We start from the raw sequence: 12,365 nt of genomic DNA on the forward strand, positions 1-12,365 counted from the left end.
CGCTCCCGGTTATTTTTGTGGCGTCAATGAAACGAGCTGGTAACCGCTCTCACTCTGAACAAAGGTGAAGCTCACCTTGTCGCCCACTTTTACCGCAGGCAACGCGCTGCCCTGCGCCAGTGCAAATTGCATGGTCATTGGCGGCCAGTTCAGCGCCGGAATAGCAGCGTGAGCGATGGAAACAGAATCGGCGGTGAGTTTTTTGATGGTACCCTGGCTCTGGTATTCCTGAGCCTGAGCCTGCATTGCCGCATGTTGCGACATATCGTGCATGCCGTGCATCGCATGCATATCTTCCGCCTGAACAGCGGAAACGGAGAACAACAGCACGCCAGACAGCATGCACAGTACATAAGAACGCATAATAAGACTCCTGTTAATCATAAATTAAATAAAATTCAATGAATTAACAGTTGTCTACTCCCTGAACCGGCAAAAACGGATCGTTGCCGGCGGGCCTGCGGCGGGCGGGGTTAATGACCAACCCTCATCGACGACGGGGGAACAAACCGGCGTAACTTCAGCCAGCGTTAGTGAAACCGGCAGCGCCACCAGAGGCGGGTGGCCGCTATCCTTCTGTGCTGCATCCGGCACGCAATGCTTTTCGCACAGCGGGGATTTCATCATGTCCATACGCGGTGTCGTATCCGACATCATCATATGGCTTATGTGCTGGGTTACTGCTCGCGATTCGTCAACCTGCAAGTCGCAGTGATGAGAAGCAATCGCCACCTGACTCTGGATTAATAGCCAGCCGAACGCCATCAGCAGCATCAACAGATGCCGCTTCATAAAGCGAATTCGGTATAGCCATTCAGCGTGCATAAAACACCAGGTCCGTGGGAAATTAACGGCGAGTATAAGCAGCACTATTTTTATTTTTAAAGATATTTTTAGCAAATTTACGTCTGGCGCTGTATTGAAACCTAAATAACCAAACTAATTAACTAGTTTTTATCATTTAAAATACAAAATTATCGTAATGCATTCGCTTAACTTATCAACCAGCCATTATTTATTCTGTAGATTGATAGCAAATTCCCGCGATATTTCCCTCAACATCACGCTTCATTGATTTTAATCATCTACGAACCGCACGTTATTCGGCACATTGCGTTGCTGATTTTTTTACTTACTTATCTTTCAGGTCAACCTCCGGGACCAATAACATGACTTTAACATTGATCGAACTGCTGATCGGCGTGGTGGTGATTGTCGGCGTTGCGCGCTATATCATCAAAGGCTATTCCGCCACCGGCGTGCTGTTTGTCGGCGGTCTGGCGTTATTAATCGTCAGTGCGCTGATGGGGCACAAAATATTGCCTGGTAGCGCCACCAGTACCGGTTACAGCGCCACGGATATTGTCGAATACATTAAAATCCTGCTGATGAGCCGCGGCGGCGATCTCGGCATGATGATCATGATGCTGTGCGGCTTTGCCGCCTATATGACGCACATTGGTGCGAACGATATGGTGGTCAAGCTGGCTTCGCGCCCGCTGCGTTTTATCAACTCACCTTATTTGCTGATGATTGCCGCGTACTTCGTTGCCTGCCTGATGTCATTGGCGGTGTCGTCCGCCACGGGCCTCGGCGTGCTGCTGATGGCAACGCTGTTCCCGGTGATGGTCAACGTCGGGATCAGTCGCGGTGCGGCAGCGGCGATTTGCGCCTCGCCAGCGGCAATTATTCTCTCACCCACTTCCGGCGATGTAGTGCTGGCCGCGAAAGCCGCCGAAATGCCGCTGATCGATTTTGCCTTCAAAACTACACTGCCAATATCGATTGTGGCGATTATCGCCATGGCAATCGCGCACTACTTCTGGCAGCGCTTTCTCGATAAAAAAGAGCACATTGTCAGCGAAATGCTGGATGTGAAAGACATCACCACCACGGCGCCGACGTTTTACGCTATTCTGCCGTTTACGCCAATTATCGGCGTGCTGATTTTCGACGGTAAATGGGGCCCGGAACTGCACATCATCACCATTCTGGTGATCTGTATGTTGCTGGCGGCAGCGCTGGAATTTTTACGCAGCTTTAATACGCAAAAAGTCTTCTCCGGGCTGGAAGTGGCATATCGCGGTATGGCCGACGCCTTCGCAGGCGTGGTGATGCTGTTGGTCGCCGCCGGGGTTTTCGCCCAGGGCTTGAGCACCATCGGCTTTATCCAGAGTCTGATCTCCATCGCCACCTCTTTCGGTTCGGCAAGCATTATTCTGATGCTGGTCCTGGTGATCCTCACCATGCTGGCAGCAATGACCACCGGTTCCGGTAATGCGCCGTTTTACGCCTTTGTCGAGATGATCCCGAAACTGGCCCATGAATCCGGCATCAACCCGGCGTATCTGTCGATCCCAATGTTGCAGGCATCCAACCTCGGTCGCACCATCTCTCCGGTTTCCGGCGTGGTGGTTGCGGTGGCCGGGATGGCGAATATTTCGCCATTTGAAGTGGTAAAACGCACATCAGTTCCGGTGATGGTTGGCCTGATTGTGGTGATTATTGCTACTGAATTTCTGGTTCCGGGGGTTGCGGTTCATTAATCAACAATAAACGCCACTTATGAAAAAGCGCCTGCCCGGCGCTTTTTTTATGCTTTAATAACTCATAGTAATTACCCGGACTCACCCATCAGGAAATGAAATGATTAAAAAGGGACTCTCCATCGGCCTGTGCGTTGCCGCCATCCAGTTCTCTTCTGCGTACGCAGCACCGCTCCAGCCCAAACAATATGGTGATTTCGATCGCTATGTGCTGGCACTATCCTGGCAGACCGGATTTTGCCAGAGCTTGCATGACCGCGGGCGTAGCGAACCCGATGAATGCCGTCTGCAAAAAGAGCCCGCCAATAAAGCGGATTACCTGACGGTACACGGTCTGTGGCCAGCTCTGCCGAAATCCATCGCCGTGCGCGGCGTCGACGATCGTCGCTGGATGCGTTACGGCTGTGCTACCCGCCCGGTTCCCAATATGCCGGAAGCCAGAGCCAGCCAGAAATGCGCCGCAGCGGAAAGCGGTTTATCGCTGGAAGTGGCGAATAAACTGAATGCCGTCATGCCCGGTGCAGGCAGCAATACCTGCCTTGAGCGTTATGAATATGCCAAACACGGCGTCTGTTTCGGATTCGATCCGGATGACTATTTCGGTGCGATGGTGCGCCTGAACACCGAAATCAAAGCCAGCCCGCTCGGCGTTTTCCTCGCAGAAAATTACGGAAAAACCGTTACCCGCGATGCATTCAACGCAGCCGTCGCCAAAGCCTACGGCGAGCAAAGCGTGAAAGCGGTGAAGTTGACCTGTAGCGGCAATCCGGCGTGGCTGACGGAGATGCAAATCGCCATCAAAGCCGATGCCATCAATGCCCCGCTGGTCAGCGGTTCCTTTTTGCCGCAGCCGCATCCCGGTAACTGCGGGAACAGTTTTGTGATTGATAAAGCGGGTTACTGAGCCGACGATCGGAACATTCATAATTCCGGCAAATGTGCGCCGCATCACTTCACACCGGGCCGCGCTCTCAGTATCATCCGTTGTAGACAAACCCTCGCTGCCCGTCGGCGAGGGTTTTTCTTTGGATCAATCAAACAACATGGAGTAACTGATGTCCAGACCTGCCATTATGATTAATGAGCGAGACGCCGAGCGTCTTGACCGGTTGCTGGAGCAACCTGATTATGCCAGCCTGCCGGTCGCGGATGCGTTGAATGATGAGCTGGATCGCGCTCAGATGTGCGCGCCGGAAGCGATGCCGCACAATGTAGTAACAATGAACAGCACGGTGAAATTCCGCGAACTGAAAAGTGGTGAAGAGCGGGTGCGCACGCTGGTGTATCCGGCGCAGATGACCGACAGCGCCACGCAGCTTTCCGTGCTGGCTCCGGTTGGCGTTGCGCTGCTCGGTTTGCGGGTGGGTGACAGCATTCACTGGCAGTTGCCGGGCGGCACCACCACCGATCTTGAAGTGCTTGAGCTGCTTTACCAGCCCGAAGCGGCAGGCGATTTCCGGCTTTAATTCCCGCTGCTTTTTCCGCAGAGGATGCGCCCGCATCCTCTTTCCGTTCCCGCCATCCTATTCTTCATATTTGCCATATACGCAGCAAAAAATTCACGCCCTTTATGGTTCAATCAGCACAACATAACCCACAGGGAGAAGCGTTTATGTATCAGACCATTATTATGCCGGTTGATGTTTTCGAAATGGCGCTGAGTGACAAAGCGGTGCGCCACGCTGAGTTCCTCGCCCAGCGCGAGGGCGTTATTCATCTTCTGCATGTATTACCCGCTTCCGCCAGCATGAGTCTGCACCGTTTTGCTGCCGATTTGCGCCGCTTCGAAGAGCATTTGCAGCAGGAAGCGCAAACCCGCCTCGACACCATGAAGACCCATTTTTCCATTGAGCCGTCACGCGTGCGCACCCATGTACGTTTTGGCAACGTGCGAGATGTGGTCAATGAGCTGGCAGAAGAACTGCTCGCGGATATGGTGGTTATCGCCTCGCGCAATCCGTCAATTACCACTCACCTGCTCGGCTCCAATGCCGCCAACATCGTGCGCCACGCGCATATTCCGGTGCTGGTGGTGCGGTAAATATTGTTGGGTTGCCGGATGGTGCTAATGCCATTCGGCATAAAAAAAGAGGCTACCCGAAGGTAGCCTCTTTCATTTGCAGGTATTGCTTACTTTCTTATTTTGCTTATGCAGTCTTAGTGCGAATCAGGTAATCAAACGAACTCAGGGAGGCTTTAGCGCCTTCACCGGTCGCAATGATGATCTGTTTGTACGGCACCGTGGTGCAGTCGCCCGCCGCGAACACGCCTTTCACGCTGGTTTCGCATTTGGCGTCGATGATGATTTCGCCCATGCGGTTGCGCTCAATCGCGCCTTCCAGCCAAGTGGTGTTCGGCAGCAGACCAATCTGGACAAAAATCCCGGCCAGCGCGACCTGATGTACGTCACCGCTGATGCGGTCACGGTACTCAAGGCCGGTCACTTTGCTGCCGTCGCCTTTCACTTCGGTGGTCTGCGCGTTCAGAATGATGTCGACGTTTTTCAGGCTGCGCACTTTATCCTGCAATACCTGGTCGGCTTTCATTTCCGGGGCGAATTCCAGCAGCGTCACGTGCTCAACAATCCCCGCCAGGTCGATAGCCGCTTCCACGCCAGAGTTACCGCCGCCGATCACCGCCACACGTTTGCCTTTAAACAGCGGGCCGTCGCAGTGCGGGCAGTAGGTTACGCCTTTGGTGCGATACTGATCTTCACCCGGAACGTTCATGTTGCGCCATTTCGCGCCGGTCGCAATGATGATGCTGCGAGCTTTCAGCACCGCGCCGGACGCGGTTTCAATCTGGTGCAGACCGCCTTCAACTGCCGCCGGGGTCAGTTTTTTGGCGCTCTGGCTGTCAATCACATCCACGTCGTAATCCGCTACGTGCGCTTTCAGTGCACCCGCCAGTTTCTGGCCTTCGGTTTTCGGTACGGAGATGTAGTTTTCGATATCCACGGTATCCAGCACCTGGCCGCCGAAACGCTCGCCCATCAGGCCGGTACGAATACCTTTACGCGCAGAGTAGACTGCCGCCGCCGCGCCCGCCGGGCCGGAACCGACGATCAATACATCGTAAGCGTCGCGTTTGTTCAGCTCTTCGGCCGCACGTTTTTCCGCGCCGGTATCGATTTTGGCGACGATTTCCGTCAGCGTCATACGCCCCTGGCCGAACTCTTTACCGTTCACGAACACCGCCGGAACGCCCATTACGTTGCGATCGGTGATTTCGTTCTGGAACGTACCGCCGTCAATCGCCGTATGTTTGATGCGCGGGTTCAGCACGGCCATCAGGTTCAGCGCCTGGACTACGTCCGGGCAGTTATGGCAGGAGAGCGAGTAATAGGTTTCAAATTCAAAGTCACCGTCGAGATCGCGGATCTGCTCCAGCAGCGCCTGCGCCTCTTTCGACGGATGCCCACCGGTCCACAGCAGTGCCAGCACCAGTGAGGTAAATTCGTGACCCAACGGCGAACCGGCAAAGCGCGGGCCGCTGGTTAAGCCTGGGTTGGTGATCAGGAATGACGGTTTGCGCACCGCCAGGCTGTTGTCTTCTTTAAAGGAGACTTTGTCAGACAGCTCAGCGATTTCGCCCAGCAGTTCTTTGATTTCTGCCGATTTCGCGCTGTCATCCAGCGTAGCAATCAACTCAACAGGTTTAGTCAGTTTCTCAAGGTAGGCCTTGAGCTGGGTTTTCATTGTGGTGTCGAGCATTCTTAATCCCTCGCTTAAAACATCATCATGCAAGCCGCGTTGTTCAGGGCTGCATCAATGCAACTTGCATCATGGTGCTGAATAAAACGGGCACCAAAAGCACCCGTTTGTAAGATAATTTCCCCAGTATTTCGTGTCAGAGCAAGGCGACCAGCCTGAAAGTACCCGGCAGCTTACATCAGTAAGTGACCGGGGTGAGCAGGTGACGCCAACGCCGTAATGACGCCGGGAAATTTAGATTTTGCCGACCAGGTCCAGAGACGGAGCCAGAGTCGCTTCACCTTCTTTCCATTTAGCCGGGCAAACTTCGCCTGGGTGAGAAGCAACATACTGAGCCGCTTTGATTTTACGCAGCAGATCAGAAGCGTCACGGCCGATGCCTTCAGCGGTTACTTCGATGGCCTGGATGATGCCCTGCGGGTCAACAACGAAAGTGGCACGGTCAGCCAGACCTTCGTTTTCACGCATGTTTTCGAAGTTACGGGTCAGGGCGCCAGTCGGGTCGCCGATCATCGCGTATTTGATTTTCGCGATGGTTTCAGAGCTGCTGTGCCACGCTTTGTGGGTGAAGTGGGTGTCGGTAGAGACAGAGTAAACGTCTACGCCCAGTTTCTGCAGCTCTTCGTAATGGTCAGCCACGTCGCCCAGTTCAGTCGGGCATACGAAAGTGAAGTCAGCCGGGTAGAAGAAGAAGACGCTCCAGCGGCCTTCAGTATCTTTCTCGGTTACTTCGATGAACTCACCGTTTTTGAACGCCTGGTTTTTGAAAGGTTTGATCTTGGTATTAATTAAGGACATCTATACTTCCTCCGTGTTTTCGTTGGGGTGTAAGTTAACGAACTTTGTTTGATCGAGCCAATGCGTTTGCTTTATCAAATCAATAAGCGTTAGCTAACAAACCCTAACGAGCAACCATGTGAACGGCTGATTTGCCAAAAGTAAAAAGGCCACCGCGACGGGTGGCCTCGATACCTGAAATACCCGTGGGTGCTTCAGCGCCAGCAAGCTGGCTATGCGTTGCGCTCATAACCTAAAGGCCATCAAGCTGTTCGATTAGAACACTGTGGGCGGCTGACGACAACGTTTCATTTCGCGATCCTGCCGATGATTGTGATAGGTTTTCCCTAAGTCGAATATTAACCATTTAATTAGTAAGGATTTTTATGCTTAAGCGCCTGTTAATGCTGACGTTGCTGCCGCTGACCCTGCATGCTGAAGAGTTACCTGCTCCGGTAAAAGCCATAGAAAAGCAAGGCATCACCATCATCAAATCCTTCGATGCGCCGGGCGGTATGAAGGGATATCTCGGTAAATATCAGGAGATGGGCGTTACCATTTACGTCACGCCGGACGGTAAACACGCCATCTCTGGCTATATGTACGACGAGGCGGGCACCAACCTCAGCGAGAAGTTAATCACCAAAGAGATTTACGCCCCGGCGGGCCGCGCGCTGTGGCAGCAGATGGAAAAAGCCGACTGGATCCTTGATGGCAAAAAAGAGGCGCCGCGCGTGGTGTACATGTTCGCCGATCCGTACTGCCCGTACTGCAAACAGTTCTGGCAGCAGGCGCGTCCGTGGGTGGAATCCGGCAAAGTGCAGCTGCGCACATTACTGGTTGGCGTGATCAAACCGGAAAGCCCGGCGGCCGCTGCGGCGATCATGAGTGCGAAAGATCCGGCGAAAAGCTGGCACGATTATGAACAGTCCAACGGCAAGATGGCGCTGACGCTGCCGAAATCCGTGCCGCCGGAGATCATGAAAAAGCTCAATATCAACCAGAAAATCATGGACGATCTCGGTGCGAATGCCACGCCAGCGATTTACTACATGAATGAAGATAACGTGTTACAGCAGGAAGTGGGCTTGCCGGACGCGGAAAAACTGAAAACCATTATGGGCGAGAAATAACGGCGGCGCAGACCGCGCCGCCGGGAAGCATTACAGCTTACGCAGGCGCTCTGCCGCGGCCAGCAGCGTCGATTCCTGTTTCGCGAAGCACAGGCGAATCAGCTTGTGCGGGAAGGGATCGGCGCAGAACACCGACAGCGGGATCGCTGCCACGCCCACTTCTTTGGTCAGCCACTGACAGAAACTCACGTCATCCAGATCGGAAACCGCACTGTAATCCGCCAGCAGGAAGTAAGTCCCCTCGCACGGCAAAATCTCCAGCTTGCTGTTGCTGAGCGCATTCACCAGCACATCGCGACGTGCGCGGTAAAACTCCGGCAACTGGCGATAATGTTCCGGCTCGGCACGCAGCATATCCGCCAGCGCCAGTTGAGCCGGGGTATTGACCGAGAAAGTCAGATATTGATGCACTTTGCGCAATTCGGCGCTGATCGCGGCAGGCGCGACGCAGTAACCCACTTTCCAGCCGGTCATATGATAGGTTTTACCGAATGACGATACCGCTACCGCCCGCTCGCGCAGTTGTGGATGCGCCAGCACGCTGGCATGGCCCTCTTCGGCAAAACAGATGTGCTCGTACACTTCATCGCTCAGCACGTAGATTTCACGATCGGCAATCGCCTGCCACAGCGCGGCAAAATCCGCCTTTTGCCATACCGTTGCCGACGGGTTATGCGGTGTATTCAGAATCACCAGCCGCGTACGATCGCTGAGCTGCGCGGCAAACTGCTGCCAGTCAACGCGAAAGTGCGGCGGCTGCAAAGCAATGCGTTTCAGCACACCGCCAGAAAGCTCCACCGCAGGCGCGTAGCTGTCGTAGCTCGGGTCAAAACAGACAACTTCATCACCCTGACGCACCAGCGCAGTGATCGCCGCATACAGCGCTTCTGTCGCCCCGGCGGTCACCGTAATATCGGTGTTCACATCCGGTTTATGGCCGTACAGTTCCGCCGTTTTATCGGCAATGGCTTCGCGCAGCGCCTGCACACCGGTCATCGGCGCGTATTGATTCGCCCCCTGCGCCACATGAAACGCCAGCCGCTCCTGCAAATAGCGCGGGCCGTCGAAATCCGGGAAGCCCTGCGACAAATTAATGGCGTTGTGCTGCTGCGCCAGCGCGCTCATTTGCGTGAAGATGGTGGTGCCTAAAGCGGGGAGTTTACTTTGCGGAATCAATGCGTTATTGCTCATCGTTGTGTGCCTGCTTGTAATACGCGTGTTGCTGCCACTATAACACGATGTTAGTATTTGGCAATCAAGACGCTTAGACGTCTATACGATAACAATATTCCTTATAAGGAAGGGTTATGACAGACCACCTGCAACTCCAACAACTCGTCGCCGCCTGCCACTGGATCGGCGCGAAAGGCTGGGCGCCCGCCACCGGCGGTAACATGTCCGTGCGCCAGGACGCCGACTGGTGCTGGCTGAGCGAATCCGGCAAAGACAAAGGCAGCCTGACGACAGCGGATTTTTTGCAGGTTTCCATTGCCGATAACCACGCGCCCTCCGGCCGCAAACCCTCGGCGGAAACCGGCCTGCATACTTTGATTTATCGCCTCTACCCGCAAGCTAACGCGGTGCTGCATGTGCACACGGTGAACGCTACGGTGCTCTCACGGGTGGAGAAATCCTCTGCCCTGTTGCTGAACGGCTTTGAAATGCAAAAATCCCTCAGCGGCCAGACCACGCACCTCGACACCGTGCCGGTGGCGATTTTCGATAACGATCAGGATATCGACGCGCTGGCCGCACGCATTGCCGACTATGCGCAGACGCACCCGCTGCGCTATGGTTTTCTGCTGCGCGGCCACGGGCTGACCTGCTGGGGGCGCGATGTCGCCGAAGCTCGTCGCCATCTGGAAGGGCTGGAATTTTTATTTGAATGCGAAATGCAGCGTCGCCTGCTGGAGAGACCATGATCCGCGCTATCGTTACCGATATTGAAGGCACCACCAGTGACATCCGCTTTGTGCACAACGTCCTGTTCCCGTACGCCCGCGAGCGTCTGGCCGGGTTTGTCACCGCAGAGCAGTACAAAGAGCCGGTCAGCACCATCCTCAATAATCTGCGTGAAGAAGTGGCGCAACCGGAGGCAACCGCCGCCGAACTGATCGAGGTGCTGTTTGCCTTTATGGATGAAGATCATAAATCGACGGCGCTGAAGGCGTTACAGGGGATCATCTGGCGCGACGGCTATGTGAATGGCGATTTTAAAGGCCATCTCTACCCGGATGTGCTGCCTGCTCTGGAAAAATGGAAAGCACAGGGCATTGATCTGTATGTATATTCCTCTGGCTCAGTGGAGGCGCAAAAACTGTTATTTGGCTACAGCGACGAAGGTGATATTACTCATCTGTTCAGCGGATATTTCGACACGCTGGTCGGCGCGAAACGGGACGTGCAGTCGTACCGCAATATTGCTACGCAAATCGGGCAGCCGCCCGCTTCCATTCTGTTCCTCTCCGATATTCATCAGGAGCTGGACGCCGCCGAAGCAGCAGGTTTTCGCACCACGCAATTGATTCGCGGCGATGATGACGCAGCCAGCCATCATTACCAGGTTAACTCTTTCAGCAACATTAAGCCGGAGCAGATCCCTTCATGAGCGCACTGACGATTTATACCGACAAAGATGCCAGCACGCCGGTGTGGCACAGCACAGAGGCCAGTGAAATTCAGCAGCAGCTAAACGCCAAAGGCGTGCGTTTTGAACGCTGGCAGGCGGACCGCGATCTGGGCGCCAACCCGACGCCAGAGACGGTGATCACCGCTTACCAGCATGCCATCGACAAACTGGTGGCCGAAAAAGGCTATCAGAGCTGGGATGTGATCAGCCTGCGCGCCGACAACCCGCAAAAAGAGGCGATGCGCGCCAAATTCCTCAACGAACACACCCACGGTGAAGATGAAGTCCGCTTCTTCGTTGAAGGCGCGGGCCTGTTCTGTCTGCACATCGGCAGCGAGATCTACCAGGTGCTGTGCGAGAAGAACGACCTGATTTCCGTACCCGCCGGCACCCCGCACTGGTTTGATATGGGCTCAGAGCCGAACTTCACCGCCATCCGTATTTTCGATAATCCCGAAGGCTGGATCGCGCAGTTTACCGGGAGTGATATTGCGCAAGGGTATCCGCGCCTGGCGTAGTTTTTACATAGGGGATATATTATCCCCTTCAAAAATATCGTTTCCGAATCCAATCAGCGGCTTCATAATAATGAATGACTTAGCTATCATCGTGTTTTAATAAAATTCCATTTATAGTGCATAATTATTTTCTTTTAATCTTTTTGCGGTTTCAACTTTTCAGATAGAACATCGCGAAAATTTTCAAATTCATCACACTCAAGCTTTCTGTCCCCTGTCAGAGTTAAGACCTTATTATTCCATAGTATTTTGGCTGATTCTATTCTTGTTAATATCAATGTATAAGAACTGTTGTCCTGATCCTGAAGTTGATTCAATTTATAATTTGTGACATCCAACGATATAGCAGCATTTGCTAAACTTTTTGGGAAGTGAGTGAAGAAAGACTTCTTTTCTGTGCCTAATTCAAGGTCAGATATACTTTGATACCCGTGTCTAAGAATTTGGTCAACCCATTTTCTTTCAGGTGGCGCAGTCTTTACTGAAGAATGGAGATAACTCAGTGGATTACCTTGATAAACGTGAAGGAAATATCGTCCCGTTCGTGTAAGCCCATCTTTTTCCTCTCGTGGAATCAAGCCAATCAGCCGAATTAGATCCGCGACCACCAAGCCTCTATTCTGGGTGTAAGGGATTGATCCTTTAGTCTTCCTAAAATATTTTGCTTCTATCCAATTACTAAATCTGAAACCAAATTTGGCATAATCTTCAGAACCCGTGAACAATTTTGATAAATTCACATGAAGATCTGCCCTTATATTTCTTCTTAATTCTGAATATCTTTTTTCTGCCATTAAAAAAGAAATAGGGTTAGGAGCGTTCCTTCCATTTAACTCTTGTAGTATTGCCAGTGAGAATGCACTAACTATGCTAGCCTCGAAACCTCTCGCATATTCTTGGCGAGAGTAACCCGAACCTAATAATATTTCCGGAAGATTATGAAAGGCTTGTTCGATTAACATCTGAACCTCGACATAAGAAATATATAATGTATATCAACCCTATCCAATAACTAGATTTCGTTCCTTATTAATCAATTCAATGAATAA

Annotated in this window: 14 protein-coding genes; 8 read left to right on the top strand and 6 right to left on the bottom strand. The window is 52.9% G+C overall.

The window, feature by feature from the left end; genetic code table 11:
• Positions 1-9: 9 nt before the first annotated feature.
• Both CWM66_RS05595 and CWM66_RS05600 read right to left on the bottom strand, forming a co-directional pair.
• On the bottom strand, positions 10-363 hold the full coding sequence (locus tag CWM66_RS05595) for a copper-binding protein (RefSeq protein WP_233218362.1): 354 nt from the start codon (positions 361-363) through the stop codon (positions 10-12).
• A 54-nt stretch (positions 364-417) separates the two neighbouring features.
• Complete coding sequence (locus CWM66_RS05600; RefSeq protein WP_007373833.1) at positions 418-825, bottom strand: hypothetical protein; 408 nt, start codon at positions 823-825, stop codon at positions 418-420.
• A gap of 344 nt (positions 826-1,169) precedes the next feature.
• Between CWM66_RS05600 and dcuC the strand changes: the two genes are divergently transcribed.
• From dcuC to uspG, 4 genes are all read left to right on the top strand, one after another.
• Complete coding sequence (dcuC, locus tag CWM66_RS05605; protein ID WP_107146321.1) at positions 1,170-2,546, top strand: anaerobic C4-dicarboxylate transporter DcuC; 1,377 nt, start codon at positions 1,170-1,172, stop codon at positions 2,544-2,546.
• A 100-nt stretch (positions 2,547-2,646) separates the two neighbouring features.
• The gene (gene rna / locus CWM66_RS05610; RefSeq protein WP_107146322.1) at positions 2,647-3,450 is read left to right on the top strand and encodes a ribonuclease I; all 804 of its coding nucleotides are present in this window, start codon (positions 2,647-2,649) and stop codon (positions 3,448-3,450) included.
• 151 nt (positions 3,451-3,601) lie between these two features.
• Complete coding sequence (gene rnk, locus CWM66_RS05615; protein WP_107146323.1) at positions 3,602-4,012, top strand: nucleoside diphosphate kinase regulator; 411 nt, start codon at positions 3,602-3,604, stop codon at positions 4,010-4,012.
• Between the two features lie 146 nt (positions 4,013-4,158).
• Positions 4,159-4,587, top strand: coding sequence for a universal stress protein UspG (uspG, locus tag CWM66_RS05620; protein ID WP_007373828.1), 429 nt, complete (start codon positions 4,159-4,161; stop codon positions 4,585-4,587).
• Between the two features lie 106 nt (positions 4,588-4,693).
• Here uspG and ahpF read toward each other — a convergent pair whose 3' ends face one another.
• Both ahpF and ahpC read right to left on the bottom strand, forming a co-directional pair.
• Positions 4,694-6,259, bottom strand: coding sequence for an alkyl hydroperoxide reductase subunit F (gene ahpF, locus CWM66_RS05625; protein ID WP_071920478.1), 1,566 nt, complete (start codon positions 6,257-6,259; stop codon positions 4,694-4,696).
• Positions 6,260-6,493: 234 nt separating this feature from the next.
• Complete coding sequence (gene ahpC, locus CWM66_RS05630; protein WP_007373826.1) at positions 6,494-7,057, bottom strand: alkyl hydroperoxide reductase subunit C; 564 nt, start codon at positions 7,055-7,057, stop codon at positions 6,494-6,496.
• Positions 7,058-7,422: 365 nt separating this feature from the next.
• On the opposite strand from ahpC, the gene dsbG reads away from it, so the two are divergent.
• The gene (dsbG, locus tag CWM66_RS05635; RefSeq protein WP_007373824.1) at positions 7,423-8,169 is read left to right on the top strand and encodes a thiol:disulfide interchange protein DsbG; all 747 of its coding nucleotides are present in this window, start codon (positions 7,423-7,425) and stop codon (positions 8,167-8,169) included.
• Between the two features lie 30 nt (positions 8,170-8,199).
• Here dsbG and CWM66_RS05640 read toward each other — a convergent pair whose 3' ends face one another.
• Positions 8,200-9,360, bottom strand: a complete 1,161-nt coding sequence (locus CWM66_RS05640) for a pyridoxal phosphate-dependent aminotransferase (RefSeq protein ID WP_107146324.1) — start codon at positions 9,358-9,360, stop codon at positions 8,200-8,202.
• A 116-nt stretch (positions 9,361-9,476) separates the two neighbouring features.
• On the opposite strand from CWM66_RS05640, the gene CWM66_RS05645 reads away from it, so the two are divergent.
• The 3 genes from CWM66_RS05645 to CWM66_RS05655 are packed head-to-tail and all read left to right on the top strand — an operon-like array spanning position 9,477 to position 11,316.
• Entirely contained in the window at positions 9,477-10,091 is a 615-nt protein-coding gene (locus CWM66_RS05645) for a methylthioribulose 1-phosphate dehydratase (RefSeq protein WP_035886003.1), read from the top strand.
• Positions 10,088-10,777 (top strand): acireductone synthase, encoded by a 690-nt coding sequence (gene mtnC, locus CWM66_RS05650; protein ID WP_007373821.1) that lies wholly within the window; start codon positions 10,088-10,090, stop codon positions 10,775-10,777. Before CWM66_RS05645 ends, mtnC begins: the two co-directional genes overlap by 4 nt.
• Entirely contained in the window at positions 10,774-11,316 is a 543-nt protein-coding gene (locus CWM66_RS05655; protein ID WP_007373820.1) for an acireductone dioxygenase, read from the top strand. The genes mtnC and CWM66_RS05655 overlap by 4 nt, the downstream gene beginning before the upstream one ends.
• A gap of 134 nt (positions 11,317-11,450) precedes the next feature.
• Here the strand turns inward: CWM66_RS05655 and CWM66_RS05660 are convergent, their stop codons facing one another.
• On the bottom strand, positions 11,451-12,278 hold the full coding sequence (locus CWM66_RS05660; protein ID WP_007373819.1) for a hypothetical protein: 828 nt from the start codon (positions 12,276-12,278) through the stop codon (positions 11,451-11,453).
• Positions 12,279-12,365: the final 87 nt, after the last annotated feature.

This window comes from Kosakonia sp. H7A (assembly GCF_003028445.1).
In the GTDB taxonomy this organism is placed as follows: Bacteria; Pseudomonadota; Gammaproteobacteria; order Enterobacterales; family Enterobacteriaceae; genus Kosakonia; species Kosakonia radicincitans.